This window comes from Kitasatospora sp. MAA19 (genome assembly GCF_029894125.1).
Classification (GTDB): domain Bacteria; phylum Actinomycetota; class Actinomycetes; order Streptomycetales; family Streptomycetaceae; genus Kitasatospora.
In genome coordinates this window covers 81,605-107,290 of sequence record NZ_JARXYZ010000007.1, presented here as the reverse complement: position 1 = coordinate 107,290, position 25,686 = coordinate 81,605, and the positions used below count along the sequence as shown (strand labels likewise).

The following is a 25,686-nucleotide window of genomic DNA, read 5'->3' as shown; positions in this document are numbered from 1 at the left end:
GAATATCGACCTTGTCCAGTGGAGTCCACCCGAACGAGTGAGGGCGCCCCTCGGACCGTCCGCACCCGGACCGAAAAAGGCCCTGCTCAGCGGCCGGATTCGGCGGTAGCGTCAGCTGGTCAACGAGCGAAGCCCCGTGCGGGCAACGCGCCGTCTCCCACAGAAGGCCGATCCGATGACCGACCCGCAGACCGCCGCCGCCTCCGCCGCCCTCGCCACCGAGCGGCTGGGCCTGGTCGAGGAGAGCACCCGGCACCTGCTGCGCACCGTGTCCGAGCTGAAGCCCGCGGCCGCCGCCGAGCCCTCCGCGCTGCCCGGCTGGACCAGGGGCCACGTCCTGGCCCACATCGCCCGCAACGCCGACTCCCTGGTCAACCTGCTGAACGGCGCCCGCACCGGCACCGACATCCCGCAGTACGCCAGCACCGAGGCCCGCGACCGGCAGATCGAGGACGACGCGCCCCGCCCGGTGGACGTCCAGCTGGCCGACCTGGAGGCCAGCCACCAGCGCTTCGCCGCGGCGGCCGCGCCGATGACCGGCGAGGCCTGGACGGTCGAGGTCCGCCACCGCACCGGCTACGTCTTCCCGGCCTCCGACATCCCGTGGAAGCGCCTCGCCGAGGTCGAGTACCACCACGTCGACCTGGACGCCGGCTACACCCCCGCGCAGTGGCCGGAGGTGTTCGCGGTGGCCGAGTTCGGCAGGCTCGCCGCCGGGCTGGCCGGCCACACCGGGCTGCCCGCCGTCCGGCTCGTCGCCGACGACACCGAGGACCGCGGCACGATCGGCGCGGGCGAGCCCGCCCTGACCGTCGAGGGCCCCGTCCGCGCCCTGCTGGCCTGGCTCTCCGGCCGCTCCGACGGCGACGGCCTGCGTCGCACCCCCGACACCGCGCTCCCCCAGCTTCCCCCCATGGGCTGACGGCGGGACGATGATCCTGACCCCTGCAGTCGGACGAGGAGCGGACGGATGACGTACCACGGAGCGGTCAAGGTCGGCGGACCGCCGGACGTGCGCGAGCTGGCCCACCTGATCATCACCAAGGCGGCCGTGGGCCCGTACGACAACAACGCCTACCTGCTGCGCTGCCGGGCCACCGACGAGCAGCTGCTGATCGACGCGGCCGCCGACGCCCCGGTGCTGCTGGAGAGCATCGGCGACGAACTGGCCACGGTGGTCACCACCCACCGGCACCACGACCACTGGGGCGCGCTCGCCGAGGTGGTCGCCACCACCGGCGCCCGCACCGCCGCCGGTGCCCACGACGCCGAGGGCATCGACGTGCCCACCGAGCTGCTGCTCGCGGACGGCGACCGGCTGCGGGTCGGCCAGGTCGAGCTCACCGTCCGGCACCTGGTCGGGCACACCCCCGGCGCGATCGTGCTGGTCTACGACGACCCGCAGGGCCACCCGCACGTGTTCACCGGCGACTGCCTCTTCCCGGGCGGCGTCGGCAACACCTGGGGCGACGCGGAGGCGTTCAAGACCCTCTTCCGGGACGTCAACGAGAAGATCTTCGACGTCCTCCCGGACGAGGCCTGGGTCTACCCCGGCCACGGCAACGACACCACCCTCGGCGCCGAGCGCCCGCACCTCGACGAGTGGCGCGAGCGCGGCTGGTGAACCCGGACACGGCCGAGGCCCCCGCGACCGTCAGCGGTCACGGGGGCCTCGGCCGTCAACGGGCTCAGGCGTCCAGCTTCTCGGCCTCGCGCTCGGCCCGCTCCCGCTTCTTCGAGGCCATCAGGCTGGTGACCGTGGTGACGGCCAGCACGACCACGATGACGCCCAGCGAGAGCGGGATGCCGATCTCCGGCACGTTCGCGCCCGCCTCGTGCGCCGCGTGCAGCACCAGCTTCACCCCGATGAAGCCGAGGATCACCGACAGGCCGTACGACAGGTGGACCAGCTTCTTCAGCAGGCCGCCGATCAGGAAGTACAGCTGGCGCAGGCCCATCAGGGCGAAGGCGTTGGCGGTGAAGACGATGTACGGGTCCTGGGTGAGGCCGAAGATCGCCGGGATGGAGTCCAGCGCGAACAGCACGTCCGTGGTGCCGATCGCCAGCATCACGATCAGCATCGGGGTCATCAGCCGGCGGCCGTTCTCCCGGACGAAGAGCTTGGTGCCGTGGTACTTGTCGGTGGACGGGAAGCGCTGCTCGATCGACTTGAGCAGGCGGTTCTCCTCGAACTCCTCGTCCTCCTCGCCGGCCCGGGCTTCCTTGATCAGCTTCCAGGCGGTCCAGATCAGGAAGGCGCCGAAGATGAAGAACACCCAGGAGAACTCGGAGACCAGCGCCGCGCCGCCGGCGATGAACACCGCCCGCAGCACCAGCGCGATGATCACACCGAACATCAGCACGCGCTGCTGGTAGATCCTCGGCACCGCGAACTTGCCCATGATCAGGATGAACACGAAGAGGTTGTCGACACTGAGCGACTTCTCGGTGATGTAACCGGCGAAGAACTCACCGGCCGGCTGCGCGCCGGAGTGCCACCAGAGGAACCCGCCGAAGATCAGCGCCAGCACGATCCAGACCGCGGTCCAGATCCCGGCCTCCTTGATCGAGACCTCGTGCGGCTTGCGACCCCCGATGAAGAAGTCCGCCACGATCAGTGCGATCAGCACACCGATCGTGGTGACCCACATGGCTATGGAAACGTCCACTACTGCTCCTCCGGCAGGTAGGCGAGACAGTCATCGTCACTGCCGGAGGTCTCTTCCGCCCGCCGGGCCCGCTCCGGGGCGTCCGCACGGACCAGCGCCCCGGGGCGCCGCTCGTGGGCACCCGTGATGACGGGACAACTGCGGGGGAATACTCCCCTCCGCTGCCATCGAGAGTAACAGGAAGCCCAAAGAAAGGTAAAGAAGGTAAAGAACCGTCAGAGGTGCGGCTCGATCGCCGGGAGCAGGTCCTGGAAGGTCCGCCCCTTGGCCGGCGCGCCGATCGCCTGCATCTCCCAGCCGCCGGACCCGTCGCGGAACACCTTCGCCATGATCTGCCCGGTGTGCGGCCCGCCCCCGGCCAGCTCGTACCGGGCCAGCTCCTCGCCCGTGGTCTCGTCCACCAGCCGGCAGTGCGCGTTCTGCACCTCCGCGAAGGTCTGCCCGGTGTACGAGCTCACCGTGAACACCACCTGGGTGATGTGCGGCGGCACGTGCAGCAGGTCCACCAGGATCGCCTCGTCGTCCTCCGCGCCGGAGCCGCCCTCCAGGTTGTCCCCGGTGTGCCGGACGGAACCGTCCGTGCTCTCCAGGTGCTGGAAGAACACCACGTCGGACGGGGTCTTCTCGGCGTACAGGAGCGCCGAGGCGTCCAGGTCGATCGTCCTGGTCCGGCTGCCGAACAGGCCCCGCTTGGGCGCGGCCCGCCAGCCGAGCCCCATCCGGACCACGGTGAGCGTGCCGCCGGGCCCCTTCTGGAGACTGACCCGCTGGCCCTTGGCAAGGTTCACCGACACGGCGTTGTCCTCTCTGCCCGGCCGCGCGGTCGGTCCCCGCGCGGCACCACGGTGGAACACCCCGTGCCGTCCCCCGGCTGAGGCCCCCTGTTGCTGCCGCACCGCCCCGTCCCGAGGTCGATGCCGCAGGCCAGCCTAGGGCCTGCGGAACCCCGCTTCCCCCGGCGTTCGCCGCTTTGTGGCAAGGCTGAGACAGCGCCGGGCTTGACCGGTGTCACACCGGCCCGGCCCGGCGGCCCCCGCCACCCCCTCGATCAGGCCACGCCGGCCTCCCGCATCTGACGCAGCTCCCTCTTCAGCTCCTTCACCTCGTCGCGCAGCCGGGCCGCGACCTCGAACTGGAGGTCGGCGGCGGCCGCGTGCATCCGCTCCGTCATCGACTGGATCAGCTCCGCCAGCTCGGTGGCCGGCAGGCTCTCGCCCTGCTTGCGCTCGATGCCCAGGGCCGGCACCGGCGCCTTGCCCTTCGACGCGGCCCCGCGGTAGCCGGTGGAGAGCAGCTCGTCGGTGTCCACGTCCTCGCGGGCGAGGGTGTCCAGGATGTCGCCGATCTTCTTCCGCAGCGGCTGCGGGTCGATCCCGTGCTTCTTGTTGTAGGCCTGCTGCACGGCCCGGCGGCGGTTGGTCTCGTCGATCGCCTTCTCCATCGACGGGGTGATCCGGTCCGCGTACATGTGCACCTGGCCGGAGACGTTGCGGGCGGCGCGCCCGATCGTCTGGATCAGCGAGGTGCCGGAGCGCAGGAAGCCCTCCTTGTCCGCGTCCAGGATCGCCACCAGCGACACCTCGGGCAGGTCCAGGCCCTCGCGCAGCAGGTTGATGCCGACCAGCACGTCGTACCGGCCCGCCCGCAGCTCGCGCAGCAGCTCCACCCGGCGCAGGGTGTCCACGTCGCTGTGCAGGTACCGGACCCGGATGTCCAGGCCGAGCATGTAGTCGGTGAGGTCCTCGGCCATCTTCTTGGTCAGCGTGGTGACCAGGACGCGCTCGTCCCGCTCGACCCGGCGGCGGACCTCGTGCACCAGGTCGTCGATCTGGCCCTCGGTCGGCTTGACGATCACCTCCGGGTCGATCAGGCCGGTCGGGCGGATGATCTGCTCGACCTGGCCGTCGCCGCGGGACAGCTCGTACGGGCCCGGCGTCGCCGACAGGTACACCGTCTGGTCGGTCCGCTCCAGGAACTCCTCCCACTTCAGCGGGCGGTTGTCCATCGCGGAGGGCAGCCGGAAGCCGTGCTCGACCAGGGTGCGCTTGCGCGAGGCGTCGCCCTCGTACATCGCGCCGATCTGCGGGACGGTGACGTGCGACTCGTCGATGACCAGGAGGAAGTCCTCCGGGAAGTAGTCGAGCAGGGTGTTCGGCGGGGAGCCCGGCTCGCGGCCGTCGAAGTGCATCGAGTAGTTCTCGACGCCCGAGCAGGTGCCGATCTGGCGCAGCATCTCGATGTCGTAGGTGGTGCGCATCCGCAGCCGCTGGGCCTCCAGCAGCTTGCCCTGCTTCTCCAGCCTGGCGAGCGTCCCCTCCAGCTCCGCCTCGATGCCGGTGATCGCCCGCTCCATGCGCTCCGGGCCGGCCACGTAGTGCGAGGCGGGGAAGACGTACACCGACTCGTCCTGGCTGATGATCTCGCCGGTGAGCGGGTGCAGGGTGTACAGCGCCTCGATCTCGTCACCGAACATCTCGATCCGGACGGCCAGCTCCTCGTAGACCGGGAAGATCTCGATGGTGTCGCCGCGGACCCGGAAGGTGCCGCGGGTGAACGCCACGTCGTTGCGGGCGTACTGGATGTCCACGAAGCGGCGCAGCAGGACGTCCCGGTCGATCTCCTGGCCGACCTTCAGCGGCACCATCCGGTCCACGTACTCCTGCGGGGTGCCGAGGCCGTAGATGCAGGACACGGACGCGACCACCACCACGTCCCGCCGGGTCAGCAGTGAGTTGGTCGCCGAGTGCCGCAGCCGCTCGACCTCCTCGTTGATCGAGGAGTCCTTCTCGATGTAGGTGTCCGTCTGCGGGACGTACGCCTCGGGCTGGTAGTAGTCGTAGTACGAGACGAAGTACTCGACCGCGTTGTTCGGCAGCAGCTCGCGGAACTCGTTGGCCAGCTGGGCGGCCAGCGTCTTGTTCGGCGCCATCACCAGGGTGGGCCGCTGCAGCCGCTCGATCATCCAGGCCGTGGTGGCCGACTTCCCGGTACCGGTGGCACCGAGCAGGACGACGTCCTTCTCCCCGCCCTTGATCCGCCGCTCCAACTCGGCGATCGCCGCCGGCTGGTCCCCGTTCGGCTGGAAGGGACTGACGACCTCGAAGGGCGCCACTGACCGCTCAATACTCGTGATGGGTCGCACGGGTCCACCGTACGACCCATCACTGACAAGCGGCACCGGTCCGCTCAGGCCGCGTGCGCCTCGAACCTCATGGCGGGCTCGCGCGCGGGGTCGATCCGGACCACGGAGTCGAAGGCGGCGGCCAGTCACTCGATCAGCGGCAGCGTCGGATCGACGCCGCTCTCCTCGATGCTCTCGACCGTCTCCTCGTCCAGCCCGGCACGCTCTGCGAGCTCGGCGGGCGTCCAGCCGAGAGCGGACCGGCGGGCGTACACGGCCTCGGCCAGCGCCATCCGCCGCCCGATACTCCTCGCTCTCCCGATGCTCCGGCGGCACGACCCACCGCGTGTGATAGCCGCTGCTCACTCGCGCACCTCGGGTTCGATCTCGATCGAGTAGCCCGCTACGGACCCGCCACCGGCCATGCGTCCCCCCTCTGTTCCACGAGGGAGCAACGTCCGACCGGAGTCGCGGGTTACGGGCTCAGGCCTTCGCGCTGTCGCGGGCGAGGGCCACCAGGCGGGAGATGGCGCGGAGGTACTTCTTGCGGTAGCCGCCGCGGAGCATGTCCTCGGGGAAGACCTGGTCGAAGGGGAGGCCGGAGGCGGTGATGGGGAGTTCGCGGTCGTACATGCGGTCGGCGAGGACGACCAGGCGCAGTGCGGTGGACTGGTCGTCGACCTGGCGGACGCCGCGCAGGCAGACGGCGGCGACGTCGTCGAGCAGGGCGCCGTAGCGGCTGGGGTGGACGGCCGAGAGGTGGGCGAGGAGGGTGTCGAAGTCGTCCAGGGAGGCGCCGGGGGTGCGGGCGGCGACGGCCTCGACGGTCTCGTCGGAGTAGGGCGGCGGGGCGTCCGGGAGGCCGCGGTGGCGGTAGTCCTGGCCGTCGATCCGCATCGGGCGGAAGTGCGCGGACAGGCCCTGGATCTCGCGCAGGAAGTCGGCGGCGGCGAAGCGGCCCTCACCGAGCTTCTCCGGCAGGGTGTTCGAGGTGGCGCACAGCTTGACGCCGTTGTCGACGAGGCGGCCGAGCAGGGTGGAGACCAGGACGGTGTCGCCCGGGTCGTCGAGCTCGAACTCGTCGATGCACAGCAGCGTGTGCCCGGAGAGGGTCCGGACGGCCTGCTGGAAGCCGAGGGCGCCGACCAGGTTGGTCAGCTCGACGAAGGTGCCGAAGGCCTTGGGACCGGGCGCGGCGTGCCAGAGCGAGGCGAGCAGGTGGGTCTTGCCGACGCCGTAGCCGCCGTCGAGGTAGACGCCGGCCGGGCCGGTGGGCGCGGGGGCGGAGCGGCGGAACCAGCTGCGCTTGGGCGCGGAACCGTTTCCTCCACCGAGGGTGGTGGCGAACTGCTCCAGGACCTGGACGGCCTCGTACTGGCTGGGCTGGTTCGGGTCCGGGAGGTACGTCCCGAAGCTCACGTCGGAGAACCGGGGCGGCGGGACCATCTCGGCGACCAGCCGCTCGGCGGGCACGACGGGGCGGCGGTCGGCGAGCGCGATCGGGGAGCCGGCCGCGCTCGCGGCGGCTATCGACTCGGTCGCGGTGTCGGGGCGGGGAGCTGCGGGCACGTTAGTAGAGGGTACGCCTGCTCCCACCCCCCTCCGGACGGCCTCCGGTGGAAGACTGTTGGCATGCAACAGTTGATCAGCCCGCTGGGCGAGCCGGTCGCCGACCCGGCCTCGCTGGAGTCGCTCGCCGCCGTCTACGCGTACCCCGACCAGGTGAACCGGGGACGGCCCTGGCTGCGCGCCAACATGGTGGCCGGCCTGGACGGCGGGGCGAAGCTGGACGGCCTCTCGGAGGGCCTGTCCGGGGACGCGGACAAGCGGATCTTCGGTGTGCTGCGCGCGCTGTCGGACGTGGTGCTGGTGGGCGCGGAGACGGTCCGCACGGAGGGCTACCGGCCGGCCCGGGCGCGGGCCGAGTTCGCGGCGGCGCGGGCGGCGGCCGGGCAGGCGCCGGCCCCGGCGATCGCGGTCGTGAGCCGCTCGCTGACCCTGGACCTGAGCGCGCCGCTGTTCACCGCGCCGCTGGTCAGGACGGTGGTGATCACCACCGCGGACGCCCCCGAGGAGCGCCGCCGGGCGGTCGCCGAGGTGGCCGACCTGGTGCTCGCCGGCGAGGGGTCGGTGGACCTGCGGGCGGGCGTGTCGGCGCTGGCGGAACGGGGCTGGACGCGGTTGCTGAGCGAGGGCGGCCCGCGGCTGCTGGGACAGCTGGCGGCGGCGGGCCTGCTGGACGAGCTGTGCCTGTCGCTCGCCCCGCTGATCACGGGCAGCGACGCGCCGCGGATCATCCACGATGCGGAAATGCCTGACGTGCAGCGGATGCGACTGGTCTCATTGATCGAGCAGAAAGGATTCCTCTTCACCCGCTACCTGCGTCCGCCGACCCCGTGACCCCCAGGTCCCGATCCCGTTCCCCAGTGGGGCCTTCGTCACGCGTGGCCGGTGCGCCGGGGGAGCCCGGACGAGCGACGCGTGGCGAAAGCTTCCCCCGGGCACCATGGGATCCGACGCCGGGGCCCGGGGGCCGGCCACTGGAAGGGACTCACGTGTTCAAGACGGTACTGATGATCGAAAAGGCTCTCTCCGACGCGGACGTGGAGCTCGTCACCACGCTCCACAGCGACGAGAAGGTCTCCTTCGTCGTCCTGATGCAGCCGCGCGGCAAGCAGGACGAGCTGCTGCGGGCGCTGGACGACGTCGCGCTCGGCCACCTCGACAGGATGGTGCACGAGCACGACGAGTCCGAGACCGGGCCGACCGTGGCCTCCGAGTCGCTCGAACACAGCCTGCGCCACCTGCGCGAGGCCGGGGCCGAGGCGGTCGGCGAGCTGGTCGAGGAGAAGCCGCTGGACCGGCTGCGGGCGGCGGTCGAGGAACACCGGGCGGACGAGGTGGTGGTGCTCACCTCCCCGCACTTCGTGGAGGAGTTCTTCCACCGCGACTGGGCCTCCCAGGCCCGGCACAAGGTGGGGGTTCCGGTGCTGCGGCTGTTCGCCAGCGACTCCTAGGGCCGGTCCGGTCGGTCCGCGCGGGCCCGGCAGGATCGGCCGGACAGGCCCTGAGTCACCCGGCCGGTGGTGCAGAATCGTCCTTGCGGTCCGCCCGCGAGGACGATTCCCCTCTCGTCCGCCCGATCTGTCCCGCCCTCCTCGCCCGCCGCCGGGCAGGAGGGGTCCCCATCGCCCTACGGAGCCCCGCCTTGAACGACGCCGCGCACGACCTGCACGCCCCGCACTTCATCGGCATCGGCGGCGCCGGGATGTCCGGCCTGGCGAAGATCCTCGCGGTGCGCGGCGCCAGCGTCTCCGGCAGCGACTCCAAGGAGTCCGAGACCGTCCTCGCGCTGCGCGCCCTCGGCGCGACGGTGCACGTGGGCCACGCGGCCGAGCACGTGCCGGACGGCGCCAGCAGCGTGGTGGTCTCCAGCGCGATCCGCGCCGACAACCCGGAGCTGGCCGCCGCCCGCCACCGCGGCATCCCGGTGGTGCACCGCTCCGACGCGCTGGCCGCGCTGATGGGCGGCCGCCGGGCGCTGGCGGTGGCCGGCACCCACGGCAAGACCACCACCACCAGCATGCTCGCCGTCGCCCTCGGCGAGCTCGGCCTGGACCCGTCCTACGCGATCGGCGGCGATCTCGACGCGCCCGGCTCCAACGCCCACCACGGCGTCGGCGAGATCTTCGTCGCCGAGGCCGACGAGAGCGACCGCAGCTTCCACAAGTACGAGCCCGAGGTGGCGATCGTGCTCAACGTGGAACTGGACCACCACGCCAACTACGCCTCGATCGAGGAGATCTACGAGTCCTTCGAGACCTTCGTCGGCCGGATCGCCCCCGGCGGCACCCTGGTGGTCTCCGCCGACCACGAAGGTGCCCGCGAGCTGACCGCCCGGGTGGCCGGCCGCGAGGGCCTCACCGTGGTGACCGTCGGCGCCGCCGAGGACGCCGACGTCCGGGTCCGCTCGGTGGTCGCCCACGGCATGACCAGCGAGGTCACCGTCGAGCTGGACGGCGCCGAGCTGGTCTTCACCGTCTCGGTGCCCGGCCGGCACTACGCGCACAACGCGGTCGCGGCGCTGGCCGCGGGCGTCGCGCTGGGCGTCCCGGCCGCCGACCTGGCCAAGGCGCTCGGCGCCTACACCGGCGTGCGCCGCCGCCTCCAGCTCAAGGGCGAGGCCGGCGGCGTCCAGGTGATCGACTCCTACGCCCACCACCCGACCGAGATGACCGCCGACCTGGAGGCGATCCGGGAGGGCCTGGAGGGCGAGGGCCGGGTGCTGGTGGTCTTCCAGCCGCACCTGTTCAGCCGCACCCAGCAGCTCGCCGAGGAGATGGGCCAGGCGCTGGCGCTGGCCGACGCCTCGGTGGTGCTGGACATCTACCCGGCCCGCGAGGACCCGATCCCGGGCGTGACCAGCGAGCTGATCATCGACGCCGCCCGCCGGGCCGGCGCCGACGTCACCGCCGAGCACTCCTTCGCCGCCGCCCCCGCCCTGCTGGCCGGCCTGGCCCGCCCGGGCGACCTGCTGCTCACCATGGGCGCGGGCGACGTCACCAACCTGGGGCCGGCCGTCCTGGACGAGATCAAGGGAAGCCTGCAGCACCTCTCGAACGTTGCCTCCAACGTCTGACGTACCCCGACCGGGAGCCGTGATGAGCTACGAGATCGAGAAGACCGAGGCCGAGTGGCGGGAGCAGCTGAGCCCCGAGGAGTACCACGTGCTCCGCGAGGCGGGCACCGAGCGCCCGTTCACCGGTGAGTACACCGACACCAAGACCGTCGGCGTCTACGGCTGCCGGGCCTGCGGCGCGGAGCTGTTCAGCTCCGAGACCAAGTTCGACAGCCACTGCGGCTGGCCGTCGTACTACGCGCCGCTGGCCGGGGACCGGGTCCAGTACATCGAGGACACCACGCTCGGCATGCGCCGGGTCGAGGTGCGCTGCGCCCGCTGCGGCGGGCACCTGGGCCACGTGTTCGAGGGCGAGGGCTACGGCACGCCGACGGACCAGCGCTACTGCATCAACAGCGTCTCGCTGACGCTGAAGCCGGCCGAGTAGGACGGCACAGGAGGCCCGGGCAGCCGTGCCGGCGGCCCGGGCCTTCGTGCGGTCCCGTGCCGTCCCGTGCTATCCGGCGACCGGGGCGAAGCGGACCGGGAGGTGGACCAGGGCGCGGTGGAAGGGGCCGGGGCGCCAGAGCAGGTCCTCGGCCGGAGTGGCCAGTTCGAGGTCGCTGAGCCGGCTGGTCAGCTGTTCGATCGCGGTGATCGCGATCAGCAGCGCCGGGTCCCGGGCCGGGCAGGCGTGCGGGCCGGCCGCCCAGGCCAGGTGGGCGCTCTCACCGCTGCGCAGTTCGGTGCCGTCGGTGGGCGGCGCGGCCTGCGAGTTGGCGGCCGCGTAGGAGACCAGCACCAGGGTGCCGGCCGGGATCTCCCGACCGTGGAAGGTGATGTCGTAGCGCGGGTAGTGGGCGGACAGGTTGGCCAGCGGCGGCTCGTGCCAGAGCACCTCGTCGATCGCCTGGTAGGCGGTCATCGCGCCGCCGATGAGGGAGCCGGCGTAGCGGGCGTCGGTGAACAGGCGCAGCAGGGCGTTGCCGATCAGGTTGGTGGTCGGCTCGTGCCCGGCGATCATGGTGAGGGTGATCTGCCGGATCACCTCCTCGTCGTCCAGCTCCGCCGGGTGGGTGACGAACCAGGAGGCGAGGTCGTGCCGGGGCCGCTCGCGCCGCTCGGCGACCATGGCGGTGACCACCGCGACGAGGTCCGCGTACGCGACGACGGCCTTCTCGGTGGACTCGATCATCCCGGCGATCCCGGCGACCAGTCGGGCGCTGTGCTCCTCGGGCACGCCGAACCAGGTGGTGAGGACGAAGGCGGGCAGCTGGCGGGCGTACTGGGCGATCAGGTCGGCGGTGCCGGCCGCCTCGAAGCGGTCGATCAGCTGGTGGGCGACCTCGGCGACCCGGCGCTGGAGCCGGTGCGGTTCGAGCAGGGCGAGGCCGTCGGTGATCACCGCGCGGTAGCGGGCGTGCACCTCGCCGTCGCTGAACAGGGCGGTCGGGCGGTAGCCGAGCACCGGCAGCAGCGGGTTGTCCGGCGCGACGGTGCGCTGCCAGGCGCGGGAGTCCTTGGAGAAGGTGTCGGTGTCGCGCAGCAGGTCCAGGGCGGCCTGGTAGTCGGTGACCAGCAGGGCCTCGACGCCGGGCGCCATCTCCACCGGGGCGACCGCGCCGTGGCGGCGCAGCCGGTCGTAGACCAGCTGTGGATCGGCGGCGAAGACCGGGCCGTAGATCGGGGTCGGGCGGGTCTCGGTGGTCACGGGCGCTCCTCGGCGGCGGAAGCGGCAGGGGCGGGGGCGGGCGGCACGGAAGCGGCAGGGGCGGGGGCGGCCTCGGCGGGCAGGCCGTCCAGGACGTGCTCGGCCAGCGCGATCAGCGCGTCGAGGCTGGCGCCGCGCTCGCGGGCGTCGCAGAGCAGCAGCGGGGTGGCGGGGTGCAGGTCCAGGTGGGCGCGCAGCACCTCGACCGAGTGGCCCGGCGCGTCCGGGAAGCAGTTGACGGCGACGGCGTACGGCAGGCCCTGCTCCTCGACCATGTCCATGATCTCGAAGGAGTCGGCGAGCCGGCGGGTGTCGGCGAGCACCAGGGCGCCGAGCGCGCCGCGGGCGATGTCCTGCCAGAGCGGGAAGAAGCGGCGCTGGCCGGGGGTGCCGAACATGTAGAGCACGAGGTTGCCGGGCAGGGTCAGCCGGCCGAAGTCGACGGCGACCGTGGTGGTGGCCTTCTCGGGCAGGCCCGCCAGGTCGTCCACCGGTCGTCCGGTCTCGGTCATCGCCTCCTCGGTGTGCAGGGTGGCGATCTCGGAGAGGGTGCGGATGAGCGTGGTCTTGCCGACCCCGAACGGGCCGGCCACCAGCAGCTTCATCAGCGTCTGGTCCCGGTCGGGCAGGTAGCCCACCCGGCTCGGCCGGTCGGCCGGGCTACCGGAGCGCACGGAGTCCAACGAGGAGCCTCTCGACGATGGAGCGGTCGGTCTGCTGGGCGCGGGGGATCGGCGCGCGGGCGCGCAGGCAGCCCGCCTCGACCAGATCGGCCGCGAGGAAGACGGTGGCGCTGACCGGCAGGCGCAGGTGCGCGGCGGCCTCCACCACGGTCAGCGCGCCGGGGCGCAGCAGTTCCCAGAGCCGGTGGTGTTCGGGTTCCAGTTCGCGCGGCGGTTCGGCGCGGTCCGCGAACAGCACGGTGAGCCGGTCGAAGCCGGCGGTGCCGGGGCGGGTGCGGCCGCCGGTGGCCAGGTAGGCGGGCACCATCCGCCTGCGGGGTACGGCGGTCATGATCGGGCGGTGCTGTCCGGCTGCCGGGTCGGACTCGCGAGGGCACGGCCCAGGGCGGCGACCTGCACCTGCATCTGGTAGGCCACGTTGCCGAGTTGGGCCTCCAGGGAGGTGAACACGGCGAGCGAGGTGTTCTCCCCGGCCGGGACGACGACGGCGTAGCCGAGGTCGGACTCGACCACGGTCTGGGCCAGCCGGGGCCGCTCGGTGCCGGTGAAGGCGCTGGTGAACGCGCGGGCGGCGGCGTGCACGGTGGCGGTCATCGCGGCGACCCGCTCGGCGGAGGCCCGGTCGAGCCCGTCCGAGGCGCCCTCGACGAGGCCGTCGCCGGTGGCGATGACCGCGTGCAGCACCCCCGGCAGCTCCAGCAGCGGGGTCAGCACCCACGAGATCTCGTCGGTGGTGGTCGGGCTGGGCGTGCTGCTCACTGCTCGGCTCCTTCAGGGGTCGGGGCGGGCGGGCGGCCGGTGGTGCGGGCACCGGTGTCGCGGGCGGCCGTGGTCGGGCCGGGCTCGCCCGTCGCGCCGGTCCCGCCGTTCGGACCGGTCTCGTCGTTCGGACTGGTCCCGCCGTTCGGACCGGTCTCGTCGTTCGTACGGGTCTCACGGGCGGCCTGGGTCACGGCGGCCCGGCCGGAGCCGGTGCCCTGCTGCAGCGCCTGCCAGTGCTCGGCGGCCCGCTCGGGCGTCCGGACCGGCGGCTCGGCCGGTCCGGCGGACGGCCGGGCGGCGGCCTCGGGAGCGCCCGGGCCGTCGGCGGGGAGCGGACGGCGGCGGCGCCGGCTGGGCAGGCCGGTGCCGTCGTCGGCCGGGTCGGCGGGGCCGGCCGACGCGTCGGGCACCACGTGGATGGCGGGCGCGGGGTGCGGGCCCGGCTGGTTGTGCCGGTCGGCGAGCGCGGGCGGGCCGTCGCCCTCGTCGGCGTCGCGCATCGGCGGGACGGCCTGGACGGTGGGCGCGGGGGCCGGGCCGGCACCGGCCCGCAGCGGCAGCGGGGTGAGCACCGACAGCTGCTGCTCGTCGTCGACGACCGTCACCAGCGCGGCCGGGATCCGCAGGAGGGTGCGCATCCCGCCGTACGGCGAGGGCTCGATGTGGCAGGAGAAGCCGTACTGGCGGGCCAGCTTGCCGATCACGGCGAAGCCGGTCTTGGGCGGGTTGCCGAGTTCGGTGAGCAGGACGTCGGGCGGGCCGGCCAGCAGCCGGCGGGCCCGGCGCAGCTGGTCGTCGTCCATGCCGATGCCGCTGTCGTCGATGATCACCAGCGCGCCGCGGCCGCCCTGCTGGACGGTGACCGGGATGTCCGTCTCCGGATGCGAATAAGCGGAGGCGTTGGCGAGGAGTTCGGCGACGGTGATGGCCAGCGGCTCGGCGGCCCGGGCGACCACGGCGAGCCGCTGCTCCCGCAGGTGGTTGGCGACCTTGATCCGGGCGTAGCCGGGCACCCGGGAGAGCGCGCCGACCACCACCTCGGCGAGCGGCGAGTCGGTGCGGGCCAGGCCCGGCCAGGCCTCGCAGAGCACGGCGACGGTCTGGATCCGGCGCAGCGCGACCTCGTTGCGGAAGTCGACCTCCAGCAGCCGGGGGTCGTCGTTGTCGTCCTGGAGCTGCTGGACCAGGCTCTGGATCTGGTAGAGCAGGGTCTGGATCCGGGAGGTGGCGCCGCGCATGGCGGCGCGGGCGGCGGCGTCGACCCGCTCGCGCTCGTCGGTGAGGGCGGCGGTGGTGGCGTCCAGGACGGACTGCAGCGCCCGGACCGCCTCGGGGCCGACGGTCTGCGGGTCCAGCGGGCCGACCAGCGGGGCGTTGGCGTGGCTGAGCCGGACGGCCGTGGCGGCCACCCGTTCCTGGGCGAGGTGGCCGATCTCGGCGAGCAGGGCGGCGGTGTGCGCCTCGGCGGCGGCGAGCCGCCGTTCGGCCTCCTCGGCCCGGGTGCCCGCGGCGGTGGCCCGCTGGTCGGCCTCCCGGGTGGCGTCCTCGGCGGCGCGGCCGCGGCTCTCGGCCTCCCGGCTGCGCTCCTCCGCGGCCCGGTAGCGGCCCTCCGCGTGGCGGGTCTCCTCGACGGAGCGCCGGGCGGCCTCCTGCGCCTCGCGCAACTGCTGCTCGGCGCGGGCCAGCCGGCCCTCGGCGGCGCGGGCGCGCTCCTCGCCGTGGCCGCGGGCCGTCTCGGCGGCGACCGCCCGGGCGAGGGCCCGGGCCCGGCCGCGGGCGAGCAGGGCCGCCGTCGCGGCGGCGACCAGCGCCAGGGCGATCAGCGCGACCAGCGCGATCTGCGTCATCGAAGTCCTCGGGAGTCCTCAGGGGGTCCTGGCTGGTGGGCTGCTGCCGGGGCCGGGCGGGTGGCGGTCCGGCCCGGGCCCGGCGGGCGGTCGGTCGGTCCCGGACGGTCAGTCCCGGGCGGCGGCGCGCGGACGCGGGATGCGGGCGGCGTCCTCGGCCAGTTCGTGGGCCACCAGGGCGACCTCGCTCATGGCCTCCAGGACGTTCGGCACCTCGGTGCCGTCCAGGTGCCGGTACTCGGCGGCGACGGTGAGCACCAAGCGCTCGGGCAGGCCGAGTTCGGGGTGGCGCTGCTCGGCTATCACCCGCCGGGCGGCGTCCAGCGCGGGGAGCCCGGCGGTGTGCAGGGCGTGTGCGCGCTCCCGGACGTACTCCAGGTAGGCGATCTGGGTGCGGACGCCGTCGCGGTCGAGCACCGGGCCGTGGCCGGGGACGAAGATCTCCGCGCCGGTGGCCAGGACCAGCTCGCAGGCGGCGATCACGTTCTCCAGCGGGCCGGCCCAGTGCACCGGGTGGTCGCCCGGGTACTCCGGGGTCGAGCCGAAGATCACGTCGCCGGTGAACACGGTGCGCTGGTACGGGAGGTGGACGATCAGGTCGCCGCCGGTGTGGGCGGCGGGCAGCCCGGTCACCTGCACCGGGTACTCCCCCACTCGCAGCTCCAGCTCGCCGGTGAAGACGGTGTCCGGGTGCACGGGCGCGGTGGCGGACCAGTCGAACCGTCCGAAGTGCTCCCTGAGGTAGCCGCCGAGCGGGGAGTGCGGGTCGCCGCCGACGACGAGCGCGTGCTGCTGCTGCGGGGTGGGCTCGTAGTGGATGTGCTCCAGCGCCTCGCGGGTGGAGATCACCTCGGCGTCCGGGACGACCCCGGCACCCCACAGGTGGTCGCCGTTGGCGTGGGTGACGATCACCCGGTCGACCTCGACCCCGGCCGGCAGCAGGCGGCGGCTGGCGGCCAGGAACTCCCCGGCCAGGGTGGGGTCGTAGGGGGTGTCGATCCAGAGCGCGGTCTTCGCCGAGGCCAGCAGCCCGCAGTTGGCCAGGCCCCAGCCCCGCTTCGGGGGGAGCCACACGTACAGGTCCTCGGCAATCGCGCTCACGTTCGCACGGTTGATCGTCATGTGCGCGATTATGCCCATACCGTGTCAGGAGTGGGGCAAAACCTGTACGACCGCCAGGAGTTGCTGCCCCAGACTCTCCCGAGCTGTCCGGTTTCACCCCTGGTGGTCGAGACCAATCGTCTCAATGTTCGGGATCGTCCGTGGACACCTGGAACGCCCGGACACCCCGCGCGGCGATCGGGACGGGGCCGGGGCGGAGACCAAGGCGGGGCCCGGATCAGAGCGTCGGCAGGATCCGGCAGACCTCGACCGTGACGTCCACCGGGTCCAGGCCGATCACCCGCCCCTCGACCGCGACGAATCCTTTCTCCCCGGAGCGGAAGATCGCCGCCAGCGGAGATTGCCGGCCCGCCGCGGCCAGCGCCTCCACCGCCATCGCGGACCCGAAGGCGAACACCCCGCAGAGCACGATGCACGGCGCCTGCCGGGGCGTCCGGGTCACGAAGATGAAACCGTGGTCCCGGATCAGCTCCCCGGCCGGGTTGTACAGCGACTCGAAGGTCATTCCGCCCCAGCGGGCGCGGGCCTCGTCCGGGTACTCGATGCCGAAGTCCGGGAACACCGCGTCCAGGACGCCCCGGGAGTAGGAGTTGACGCCCGGGCCGCCGATCGAGAAGGTCGGCATCCGCGGGTCCTGCGCGCCGGCCACGACCAGTTCGATCGTCGCCTTCCGGTTGACCTTTCGCAGCAGGTCCGTCAGCTGCGCTATCGCCCTGGCCTCGGCCATCGGCATGAACAGCACGTTCTTCGGCCCCCGGCTGGTCAGCTGGCAGCCGTCCACGGCGAAGGCGAACTCCTCGACCTCGATGCTCGGCGTGATGATCTGCACCCGGCCGTACGGGGCGAGCATGGCCCGGAGGAAGCCGTACTGCAGGAACAGCCGGGTGCGGGCGAGGGAACGGGCCACGAGGAAACCGATCACGGCCGGAACCGAGGCGATCAGGACCTGAAGCAGGATCTCCATATCATTCCCCCGGGGGAAGACTCGGCCACGAACTGTGTGCCCTCAGGTAAGTCCCCGCCGACGGACCGGAATACCCCCGTTACCGCGCCCCGAATACCTCCGCCCACACAATTCCCCGCCGCCTTCCCGGGGAATATCCTCAACCGATCCGGCTCCGCCCATTCCGACGTACCGTCACATCCACTTGCCAGACGGCGACTTCAGGCGCCAAGCCGCTTGATCCCCTTGAACTCCCCGGCACAGCGCTCGTACCCCAGCCACGCGTTGATCGCGAGCATCGGCGCGTTGGTCGCGTCGTTCGCGGTGTACGCGTGCCGGACGCCGGCCGCCGCGGCCAGCCGCAGCGACTCCAGCTTGGCCAGCTTGCTCAGGCCCCGCCCGCGGAACTGCCGACGGCAGGCGGTGAATCCGGACCAGTACAGGCCCCGTCCGTCGGTCTGCGCGATGGTGAACGCGGCCGGTTCGCCGTCCACCACCGCGACCGTGGTCAGCGCCTGGTCCAGGTCCGGCCGATTCCAGACGCCCTGCCGCCAGTCCTCGTACTCGGTGGCGTCCAGCACCACCTCGCCGGGCTCGTCGCGGCTCGCGTCCTCGTCGATCACGAAGAGCGGGAGCGGGTCGTCCGCCCAGTCGCTCCCCGGGCGCAGCTCCACGCCGGCCGGGAGGACGGGCGCCTGCGGAAGCGGCAGCGTCAGGTCCCGTCCGGAGAAGTAGCCCTGCCGCCCGATCACGAAGCCCCGGGCGGCCGCGAAGGCCAGCGACCCGGGTGCGTCGTCCACCCAGCCGTGCACCTCGGTCACGCCGTGCTCGGCCAGGTGCCGCTCGGCGGCCGCGAGCAGGCCGGTGAACGCGCCGCGCCGCCGGGCCCCGGGCAGCACGCTGCCGTTGGCGTAGCCGACGCCCACGGTCGTCGTCCCGACCGCCACCGCGCAGCGGACCGAGCCGACCACCCGGCCGTCCAGTTCGGCGACGAAGGTGCGGAAGTGCTCGCCGGGCAGCTGCCGGTCGTTCATCCAGACCAGGTTCTCGGCGGTCATCACCAGGTGCGCGCGCCCGGCCCGGTGCGCGGCCACGGCCGCCTCGGCGTCGTCGGGGCGGAAGTCACGGATTGTCAATGAAGTCTTCGAAGTCATGGATTCGCACGCTATCCGCAGTGGGCCGCCCGCCGCTTCGCATTTTCCGCCGGCGGGCCCGCCGTTGTGGCACCCCACCTGCGGCAACGTCCGGATCCGGGGACTAAAGTCCCTCATCACCAGGACGGCAAGCTCAAATAATGCTCTGAGATGACCGGGTGAGGCTTGGCAGCCACCCCACCCGGGGACATCCTCAGCAGCACGGCCGCGCGGTCCTGGCGACGACGCCCGCACCACCCGACGGCCCTCCCCACCCAGCCCTCCGAAGGGGGCGAACCGATGACCTCCCCTGCACTGGAACTGCCCGCACGGGCAACCGCCGGCCCCGCCACCGCGGACCGGACCGCGGCGGAACGGACGACCGCGGACCGGACGGCCGCGGACCGCGCCACCGCGAACCGCCTCGGTGTCGGCCTCGGCTGGCGCGCGGAGATCGACATCGTGGTCGAACGCCAACCCGGCCTGGACTGGGTCGAGGTGGTCGCCGAGAACATCTGCGCCGACCACCTGCCCGAGTCCCTGACGGTCCTGCGCGCCCGCGGCGTCACCGTCGTCCCGCACGGCGTCGCGCTCGGCCTCGGCGGCGCCGACCTGCCCGACCCCGCCCGGCTCGCCCGGCTCGCGGAGACGGCGCTCGCACTCGAATCCCCGCTGGTCACCGAGCACCTGGCGTTCGTCCGGGCCGGCGGCCTGGAGGCCGGCCACCTGCTGCCGGTCCCCCGCACCCGGGACTCGCTGCGGGTCATCGCCGAGAACGTCCGGATCGCCCAGGACCAGCTCCCGGTCCCGCTCGCCCTGGAGAACATCGCCGCCCAGCTGGCCTGGCCCGACGACGAACTGACCGAGGGGCAGTTCCTCGCCGAACTGGTCGAGCGCACCGGCGTCCGGCTGCTGATCGACGTCGCCAACCTGCACACCAACCGGGTCAACCTCGGCGTCGACCCGGCCGCCGAACTCGACCGCCTGCCGCTAGAGGCGCTCGCCTACGTCCACGTGGCGGGCGGCACCCTGATCGACGGCGTCTGGCACGACACGCACGCCCACCCCGTCACCGAACCGGTGCTGGACGTCCTGGCCGAACTCTGCGCGCGGATCGCACCACCCGGCGTCCTGCTGGAACGGGACGCCGCCTTCCCGCCGCCCACCGAGCTGGCCGGTGAACTGGACGCCATCCGCCGGGTGCTGGAGGGGAGCACCCGCGGATGAGCGACCTGACCACCCGCGTCGAACCGAACGGGCCCGCCGGTGCCGCCGCCGGCACCGGGGCCGAGCGCCCCGGAGGCGAGTGCGCGACCGGCGCAGCCCGCGCCCGGCTGGCACGGCGCCAGCAGGAGCTGCTGGCCGCCCTGGTGGCCGGCGGCCCCGTCCCGCCCGGCTTCGACCCGGACCAGGTCCGCGCCCAGTCCACCGGCCTGGCCACCAAACGACGGGACACCGTCGCCAAGGTGGCCCCCGACCTGCCCCGCCTGCTCGGCCCGCAGTACGGGCCGCTGTTCCTCGGCTACGCCCGCCGGCACCCGCAGACCGGCGGCTACCGCGCCGACGCCCGGGCCTTCGCCGCCTGGGCGCTGGCCGACGACGGCCCACTCGCCGCCGACCGCCGCCGGGCCCTGGAGCAGTGGCTCCACCCGGCCCCCGAGCGGCCGACCGGCCCGCTCGCCCGTCTGCGCCAGGCCCTGCGGCGCTGAGTACCCGCCTTCACCGCACACCTCGGGGGAACCCGCCCATGTGGCACAACAGTTACTTCGTCATCCCCGCCGTCCTGCTGGCGGCGGCCGCCCTGTACGCGACCCGGACCAGGCAGCGGATCGGTCACGTCCGGTACGCCCGGGGCCTGCCCGGCCGCGGCCTGCCGCTGATGGACACCGCGTTCCTGTCCGGCGGCCCGGGCCGGGTGTTCGACACCGCCCTGGTCCGGATGCACCTGGCCGAGCGGGCCGTGATCAACCGCGCCGGCCTGGTCACCCTCATCGGCCACAAGCCGTACGACGCCGTCGACCAGGCCATCCTGGAGGCCGTCGGCCCGGGCGGCAGCCGTGAACTCGCCCCGCTGCGCCGCGCCGTGATGCGCTCCGCCGCCGTGCAGGAGATCGGCGACCGGCTCGCCGACCGCGGTCTGCTGCGCCGGCCCGAGCGGCTGCGGCGGGCCCGCACCGCCCGGCGCCTGCTCTGGCTCGCGCTGCTCGGCGTGGTCGTCTTCACCGTCCTCGCCTACGTGCTGGACGACGGCGGCGCCGGCTCCGACCGGCCCGCGGTGTGGATCCCGCTGCTGCTCCTGTTCATCGGCGTGGTCAGCCTGCTCGTCACCCCGACGGTCAAGGGCCGGATCACCCCGGCCGGGCAGCGCCAGCTCTCCCTGATGACGGTCGGCTCGCCGTGGACGCCGAGCGCCGGCCTGTCGCCGAAGATGACGGGCGGCGCGCTGCTGGGCGCCCTCGCGCTCGGCGGGTTGGCCGCCGCCGGGCTGGAGAACGACGAACTGCAGGAGGTGATGCTGGCGGCCGCCCAGGAGGAGGCGGTGAAGTCGGCCGCCGCGAGTGCCTACTCCTCCTCGACGAGCTCCTCCTCGTCCGGCTCGTCCAGCTGCTCCAGCTCCTCCGGTTCCTCCTGCGGGGGCGGCTCCGCGGCCTGGTGCGGCTCCTCCGACTCCGGTTCCGGCTCCCACTCCCACTCCTGCGGCGGAAGCGGCAGCAGCTGCGGCTCCAGCTCCAGCAGTTGCGGCTCCTCGTCCTCCAGCTGCGGGTCCTCGTCCTCCAGTTGCGGCTCGTCCTCGTCGAGTTGCGGGTCGAGCTGCGGTGGCGGCGGCTGCGGCTCCTGACGTCACAGTTCGGTATCGCGGTCCGGTAAGCCGTTCCCCGCGCCATCGGCCCAGGCATACAACAAGCCCATGTGGTTGCTGTTCCTGATACCGGCGTGCGTCGCCGCGGTCCTGTCCTGCATCCGGCTGGTCCGGACGACCGCCGCCGCCGACGCCCTGGCCGAGGCGGACGGGCTGCGGCCGCCGGAGGCCGTCGGGATCGGCCTGTACGAGACGGCCTACCTGGCCGGCGGCCCGGGCCGGGTGGTCGAACTCGCCCTCGTCCTGATGGCCGGCCGGGGCCGGCTGCACCTGGCGCACACCGGCTGGACCACGGTGGTCGACCCCAAGGGCCGCAGCCGCCTGGAACGCGCGATCATCACCACCGTCGGCCCCGACGGCCAGTGCCGCACCGACGAGCTGCGCCGGGCGATGGCCGAGCACCCGACCGTCCTGGAGATCGGCGCCCGGCTCTCGCTGGCCGGCCTGGCCACCCCGGCCCTGATCCAGCGCAGCACCGTCCTGGTGGTCCGGCAGGTGCGGCACGCGCTGCTGCTGTCGCTGCTCCTGCTGGCCGCCGCGCTGGCCCTCAGCGGCTTCACCGGCGGTGACGCCCTCGCCCCGCTCGCCTGGTTCTCCCTGCCGCTGGTGCTCACCTCGGGCACCCTGCTGATGGCCCGGGTCGACGTCTACCCGTACACCCGCTGGGCGTCCCCGGTCGGCCAGGAGGTGCTGCGCGAGGTCCGCCCGGCCCGCCAGCGCGGCCTCGCCGACGACGAGGAGCGCGAACTGCTCACCGCCGTCGCCATGAACGGCCCCGCCGTCCTCCCCGACGCCCGCCTGCGCGCCGCCCTCCGCCCGCACCGGACGTGACGGCGCCGCGCCGGACGCACCGGACGCGCCAGACGCACCGGACGTGACAAACGGAACGGGGCCCGCCGAAGCGGACCCCGTTCTCCGGCCCCGAAGTGGTCAGGCCAGGCCGTTCAGCAGCTCGCTGACCGGCTTGCGGCGGCCGGTGAAGAACGGCACCTCCTCGCGGACGTGCAGCCGGGCCCGGGAGGGGCGCAGGTCGCGCATCAGGTCGACGATGCGGTGCAGCTCGTCAGCCTCGAAGGCGAGCAGCCACTCGTAGTCGCCGAGCGCGAACGAGGCCACCGTGTTGGCCCGCACGTCCGGGTAGCCGCGGGCCATCTGACCGTGCTCGGCGAGCATCGCGCGCCGCTCGGCGTCCGGCAGCAGGTACCACTCGTAGGAGCGGACGAACGGGTACACGCAGACGTAGTCGCGCGCGCGCTCGTCGGCGAGGAACGCCGGGATGTGCGACTTGTTGAACTCGGCGGGGCGGTGCAGCGCCATGTTCGACCAGACCGGCTCCAGCTGGCGGCCCAGGCCGGTGCGGCGGAAGCGGTTGTACGCCTCCTGCAGGTCGTCCGAGTCGCCGGCGTGCCACCACACCAGGATGTCGGCGTCCGCGCGCAGCCCGGACACGTCGTACGTGCCGCGCACCGTGACGTCCTTCGCGGCCAGCTGGGCGAACAGCTCGTCCACCTCGGCGGCCAGGGCGCTGCGGTCCTCGGGCAGCGCGCCCTTGAGCTTGAACACCGACCACATGGTGTAGCGGATGACCTGGTTCAGGTCGCGCGCCTTCTTCTTCTCGGGCTGCTGCTCCGGCTGCTCCGGCTGCCGCTCAACGGTCTCAGTCATGCGCCCATTGTCCTCTCCGTGGAACCTTCCCCGGTCGCCGGGGCCAACAGTTTGTCGAGGGCGGCCACCGCGGCGGCCGCCGAGCCGATGCAGGCCGGAATGCCCACCCCGTCGTACGCGGCGCCGCACAGCGCCAGTCCCCCCACCCGGGCCGCCGCCGCCCGCACCCGGGCCACCCGGTCCAGGTGGCCCACCGGGTACTGCGGCAGACCGGCCCGGAAGCGTGAGACGGCGGTGTCGTACGGCCGGGCGGTCAGGCCGATCGCCTCCCCGAGGTCCGCCAGCGAGCGGGCCACCAGTTCCTCGTCCGGCAGCTCCAGCGCCTCCTCCTCGCGGTAGCGGCCCAGCGAGGTGCGCAGCAGGAACGCGTCCGGGGCGGAACGCTCCAGCCAGCCCCACTTGTTGGAGGAGAACGTCGACGCCTTGATCCGCCGCCCGTCCACCGGCGGCACCAGGAACCCGCTGCCGACCGGCACCTCGGCCAGGTCGGCCCGGCGGAACGCCAGGGTCACCAGCGCCATACCCGCGTACTCGACGGTGTCCAGCTCGGCGGCCGTCGTCGGCGCGTCCGCGCGCAGCAGCCGGGCCGCGGCCGGGGCCGGGGCGGCCAGCACCACGGCGTCCGCGTGCAGCACCTCGCCGCCGGTCACCACCCGCCAGCCCTCGGGGGTGCGGCGCAGCTCGTCCACCGGCGCGTTCGTGCGCAGGTCCACGCCCGCCTTCACGCAGGCTGCGGCGACGGCCTCCGGCAGGGTGCCGAGGCCGCCGTGCAGGCCCTGGAACACCGGGGTGCCGACCACCTTCGGCCGCGAGGCCAGCTCGTGCACCCCCTCGACCAGCGAACCGCCGCCGCGGGCGATCGACAGCAGCTGCGGTACGGCGGCGCGCAGCGAGATCTCGTCGGCCCGCCCGGCGTAGACGCCGCCCAGCAGCGGCTCGACCAGCCGGTCCACCACCTCCTGCCCCAGCCGGTCGGCGACGTAGCGGCCGATCGCCACGTCGTCCCCGACCTCGGTGGCGCCCTCGTGCCGGGCCCGCTCCAGCCCCTCGGCGGTGAGCACCCCGGAGGCCGCCAGCGCGTCCAGATCGCCCGGGACGCCCATCACCTGCCCGCCCGGCAGCGGGCGCAGCGCCCCCCGGGTCCAGATCGACGCCTTCGCGGTGGTCGGCGGCTCCAGCTGCTCCGCCAGTCCGACCGCCCGCGCCAGCTCCACCGCCTCCGGCCGCCGCGCCAGCATCGACTCGGCCCCCAGGTCCACCCGGACCCCGCCGACCTCGCCGCCCCACAGCTTTCCGCCGACCCGCTCCGACGCCTCCAGCAGCGTCACCCGCGCCCGCACCGGCCCCCCGGCGGCCCCGCTCAGAAAAGCGGCCGCGGCCAGCCCCGCGATCCCACCACCGACGACGACGACCTGTGCATCCGACATGCCTCGCAGTCTCGCAGGTCTTTACACGCAGGCCTCAACCCGCCCGCTTCGGCACCAGGCTGTCCAGGTCGATCGTGATCGGGAACGGCACCGGCCGCTCCAGCACGCCCCGGAAGATCCCGGCGGGTGCGTAGGTGGAGGTCGGAACATCCAACTCGTAGACGTGCACGACCGGCAGGCCGTCCTCCTCGACGATCCAGTAGTGCGGGATCCCGGCCTCGGCGTACTTGCGAAGCTTGACCGTACGGTCCCGGTGCGCGGACTCCGGGGAGACGACCTCGACCACGAGCGTGACGTCGGCCGGAGCGAACCAGGTGCGATCGGCGTCGTAGGCAACGGTGGTGACCACCACGTCCGGCTCCGGGCGATTGCGCCGATCCGGCTTGATCGTCATCTCGCGATCGACCAGCGACCCCGCCGGTGCCAGATCCTCCAGGGCGGTGGTCAGCCTCGTCACCGTCCGGCTGTGCCAGGAACGCCGGGGCGACATCATGAAGACCAGGGCTCCATCGATCAGTTCGGTGTGCCGCGGTGCCTGCGGCAGGTGGTCGAGGTCATCGGCCAACCAGCCCTCGTCCCTGGGCGCGTACATCCAGTCCGGCAGCTCACGCATGGTCCGAAGATAGCGATTTGCGAGGCGCGGAGAGCCACTGCTTAGGCTGTGCGCTGTGGAACCTATCGTGGTGAGTGCGTGTCTGGCCGGGGTGCCGTGCCGGTACGACGGACGGGCGAAGACCTCCCCGGGCGCCGTGCGGCTGGTCGAGGAGGGGCGGGCCGTCGTGGTGTGTCCGGAGGGGGCGGGCGGGTTGCCGACGCCGCGGCCCCCGGCGGAGATCGTGGGCGGGGACGGGGCGGACGTGCTGGACGGGCGGGCGCGGGTGGTGGACGCGACGGGGGCCGACTGCACGGCGGAGTTCGTGGCCGGAGCCCGGGCGGCGCTGGCGGCGGCCGAGGCGGCGGGAGCGCGGCGGGCGCTGCTGATGGCGCGCAGCCCGTCCTGCGGCTGCGGCCGGGTGTACGACGGGACGTTCACCGGGGAGCTGCGCCCCGGGGACGGGGTGACGGCGGCGCTGCTGCGGCGGGCGGGGATCGAGGTCGCGACCGGGTAGCGGCGTGTCCGGCCCG

The 25,686-nt window shown here is 73.4% G+C and carries 25 protein-coding genes and 1 pseudogene; 10 read left to right on the top strand and 16 right to left on the bottom strand.

Going from position 1 to position 25,686, the window contains the following annotated elements:
* The first annotated feature begins 175 nt into the window (after nt 1-175).
* Nucleotides 176-922, top strand: coding sequence for a maleylpyruvate isomerase family mycothiol-dependent enzyme (locus tag P3T27_RS13795; protein ID WP_280677985.1), 747 nt, complete (start codon nt 176-178; stop codon nt 920-922).
* Between the two features lie 48 nt (nt 923-970).
* Nucleotides 971-1,624 carry an MBL fold metallo-hydrolase gene (locus tag P3T27_RS13790; RefSeq protein ID WP_280677983.1) on the top strand — a complete coding sequence of 218 codons (654 nt, stop codon included), beginning with the start codon at nt 971-973 and terminating at the stop codon, nt 1,622-1,624.
* A 64-nt stretch (nt 1,625-1,688) separates the two neighbouring features.
* On the opposite strand, the gene P3T27_RS13785 is transcribed toward P3T27_RS13790, so the two are convergent.
* The 5 genes from P3T27_RS13785 to zapE all read right to left on the bottom strand — a co-directional run bounded on the left by P3T27_RS13785 (nt 1,689) and on the right by zapE (nt 7,320).
* Nucleotides 1,689-2,669 carry a TerC family protein gene (locus P3T27_RS13785; RefSeq protein ID WP_280677981.1) on the bottom strand — a complete coding sequence of 327 codons (981 nt, stop codon included), beginning with the start codon at nt 2,667-2,669 and terminating at the stop codon, nt 1,689-1,691.
* Nucleotides 2,670-2,884: 215 nt separating this feature from the next.
* Nucleotides 2,885-3,463 (bottom strand): TerD family protein, encoded by a 579-nt coding sequence (locus P3T27_RS13780; RefSeq protein ID WP_280677979.1) that lies wholly within the window; start codon nt 3,461-3,463, stop codon nt 2,885-2,887.
* 254 nt (nt 3,464-3,717) lie between these two features.
* Nucleotides 3,718-5,811: an excinuclease ABC subunit UvrB gene (gene uvrB / locus P3T27_RS13775; protein ID WP_280677977.1), complete on the bottom strand. Its 2,094-nt coding sequence runs from the start codon at nt 5,809-5,811 to the stop codon at nt 3,718-3,720.
* 125 nt (nt 5,812-5,936) lie between these two features.
* Nucleotides 5,937-6,083: a hypothetical protein gene (locus P3T27_RS13770; RefSeq protein WP_280677975.1), complete on the bottom strand. Its 147-nt coding sequence runs from the start codon at nt 6,081-6,083 to the stop codon at nt 5,937-5,939.
* A gap of 190 nt (nt 6,084-6,273) precedes the next feature.
* Nucleotides 6,274-7,320, bottom strand: coding sequence for a cell division protein ZapE (gene zapE / locus P3T27_RS13765; RefSeq protein ID WP_280678317.1), 1,047 nt, complete (start codon nt 7,318-7,320; stop codon nt 6,274-6,276).
* A gap of 102 nt (nt 7,321-7,422) precedes the next feature.
* Here zapE and P3T27_RS13760 point away from each other — a divergent pair, with 102 nt between their 5' ends.
* The 4 genes from P3T27_RS13760 to msrB all read left to right on the top strand — a co-directional run bounded on the left by P3T27_RS13760 (nt 7,423) and on the right by msrB (nt 10,856).
* Nucleotides 7,423-8,190: a pyrimidine reductase family protein gene (locus tag P3T27_RS13760; RefSeq protein WP_280677973.1), complete on the top strand. Its 768-nt coding sequence runs from the start codon at nt 7,423-7,425 to the stop codon at nt 8,188-8,190.
* 155 nt (nt 8,191-8,345) lie between these two features.
* Nucleotides 8,346-8,807 (top strand): indole-3-glycerol phosphate synthase, encoded by a 462-nt coding sequence (locus P3T27_RS13755; protein ID WP_280677971.1) that lies wholly within the window; start codon nt 8,346-8,348, stop codon nt 8,805-8,807.
* 212 nt (nt 8,808-9,019) lie between these two features.
* Entirely contained in the window at nt 9,020-10,429 is a 1,410-nt protein-coding gene (gene murC, locus P3T27_RS13750; RefSeq protein WP_280678315.1) for a UDP-N-acetylmuramate--L-alanine ligase, read from the top strand.
* A 22-nt stretch (nt 10,430-10,451) separates the two neighbouring features.
* On the top strand, nt 10,452-10,856 hold the full coding sequence (gene msrB, locus P3T27_RS13745; RefSeq protein WP_280677969.1) for a peptide-methionine (R)-S-oxide reductase MsrB: 405 nt from the start codon (nt 10,452-10,454) through the stop codon (nt 10,854-10,856).
* A gap of 69 nt (nt 10,857-10,925) precedes the next feature.
* Here the strand turns inward: msrB and P3T27_RS13740 are convergent, their stop codons facing one another.
* The 8 genes from P3T27_RS13740 to P3T27_RS13705 all read right to left on the bottom strand — a co-directional run bounded on the left by P3T27_RS13740 (nt 10,926) and on the right by P3T27_RS13705 (nt 18,630).
* Nucleotides 10,926-12,119 carry a cytochrome P450 gene (locus tag P3T27_RS13740; RefSeq protein ID WP_280677967.1) on the bottom strand — a complete coding sequence of 398 codons (1,194 nt, stop codon included), beginning with the start codon at nt 12,117-12,119 and terminating at the stop codon, nt 10,926-10,928.
* Nucleotides 12,116-12,724: an ATP/GTP-binding protein gene (locus P3T27_RS13735; RefSeq protein ID WP_280678313.1), complete on the bottom strand. Its 609-nt coding sequence runs from the start codon at nt 12,722-12,724 to the stop codon at nt 12,116-12,118. The genes P3T27_RS13740 and P3T27_RS13735 overlap by 4 nt, the downstream gene beginning before the upstream one ends.
* 55 nt (nt 12,725-12,779) lie before the next feature.
* Complete coding sequence (locus tag P3T27_RS13730; RefSeq protein WP_280677965.1) at nt 12,780-13,133, bottom strand: DUF742 domain-containing protein; 354 nt, start codon at nt 13,131-13,133, stop codon at nt 12,780-12,782.
* Nucleotides 13,130-13,561, bottom strand: a complete 432-nt coding sequence (locus P3T27_RS13725; RefSeq protein WP_280677963.1) for a roadblock/LC7 domain-containing protein — start codon at nt 13,559-13,561, stop codon at nt 13,130-13,132. Before P3T27_RS13725 ends, P3T27_RS13730 begins: the two co-directional genes overlap by 4 nt.
* Entirely contained in the window at nt 13,558-15,411 is a 1,854-nt protein-coding gene (locus tag P3T27_RS13720) for an ATP-binding protein (RefSeq protein ID WP_280677961.1), read from the bottom strand. The genes P3T27_RS13725 and P3T27_RS13720 overlap by 4 nt, the downstream gene beginning before the upstream one ends.
* Nucleotides 15,412-15,519: 108 nt before the next feature.
* Entirely contained in the window at nt 15,520-16,533 is a 1,014-nt protein-coding gene (locus tag P3T27_RS13715) for an MBL fold metallo-hydrolase (protein WP_280677959.1), read from the bottom strand.
* A gap of 217 nt (nt 16,534-16,750) precedes the next feature.
* Nucleotides 16,751-17,497, bottom strand: coding sequence for a hypothetical protein (locus P3T27_RS13710; protein ID WP_280677957.1), 747 nt, complete (start codon nt 17,495-17,497; stop codon nt 16,751-16,753).
* 200 nt (nt 17,498-17,697) lie between these two features.
* Nucleotides 17,698-18,630, bottom strand: coding sequence for a GNAT family N-acetyltransferase (locus tag P3T27_RS13705; RefSeq protein WP_280677955.1), 933 nt, complete (start codon nt 18,628-18,630; stop codon nt 17,698-17,700).
* Nucleotides 18,631-18,909: 279 nt separating this feature from the next.
* Here P3T27_RS13705 and P3T27_RS13700 point away from each other — a divergent pair.
* The 3 genes and pseudogenes from P3T27_RS13700 (at nt 18,910) to P3T27_RS13690 (ending at nt 22,300) form a co-directional block, all read left to right on the top strand.
* A pseudogene (locus tag P3T27_RS13700) lies at nt 18,910-20,318 on the top strand (DUF692 domain-containing protein).
* A gap of 38 nt (nt 20,319-20,356) precedes the next feature.
* On the top strand, nt 20,357-21,448 hold the full coding sequence (locus P3T27_RS13695) for a TIGR04222 domain-containing membrane protein (RefSeq protein WP_280677953.1): 1,092 nt from the start codon (nt 20,357-20,359) through the stop codon (nt 21,446-21,448).
* Between the two features lie 69 nt (nt 21,449-21,517).
* Nucleotides 21,518-22,300 (top strand): TIGR04222 domain-containing membrane protein, encoded by a 783-nt coding sequence (locus P3T27_RS13690; RefSeq protein ID WP_280677951.1) that lies wholly within the window; start codon nt 21,518-21,520, stop codon nt 22,298-22,300.
* 99 nt (nt 22,301-22,399) lie between these two features.
* Here P3T27_RS13690 and hemQ read toward each other — a convergent pair whose 3' ends face one another.
* From hemQ to P3T27_RS13675, 3 genes are read right to left on the bottom strand one after another with little or no spacing between them, the layout of a single operon-like run.
* Complete coding sequence (gene hemQ, locus P3T27_RS13685) at nt 22,400-23,134, bottom strand: hydrogen peroxide-dependent heme synthase (protein WP_280677949.1); 735 nt, start codon at nt 23,132-23,134, stop codon at nt 22,400-22,402.
* A complete protein-coding gene (gene hemG, locus P3T27_RS13680) occupies nt 23,131-24,561 on the bottom strand; it encodes a protoporphyrinogen oxidase (RefSeq protein WP_280677947.1) in 1,431 nt (476 codons plus the stop codon). The genes hemQ and hemG overlap by 4 nt, the downstream gene beginning before the upstream one ends.
* A 34-nt stretch (nt 24,562-24,595) precedes the next feature.
* Nucleotides 24,596-25,174, bottom strand: a complete 579-nt coding sequence (locus tag P3T27_RS13675) for a Uma2 family endonuclease (protein ID WP_280677945.1) — start codon at nt 25,172-25,174, stop codon at nt 24,596-24,598.
* Nucleotides 25,175-25,229: 55 nt separating this feature from the next.
* On the opposite strand from P3T27_RS13675, the gene P3T27_RS13670 reads away from it, so the two are divergent.
* Nucleotides 25,230-25,670, top strand: coding sequence for a DUF523 domain-containing protein (locus P3T27_RS13670; protein WP_280677943.1), 441 nt, complete (start codon nt 25,230-25,232; stop codon nt 25,668-25,670).
* The last annotated feature ends 16 nt before the right edge of the window (nt 25,671-25,686 follow it).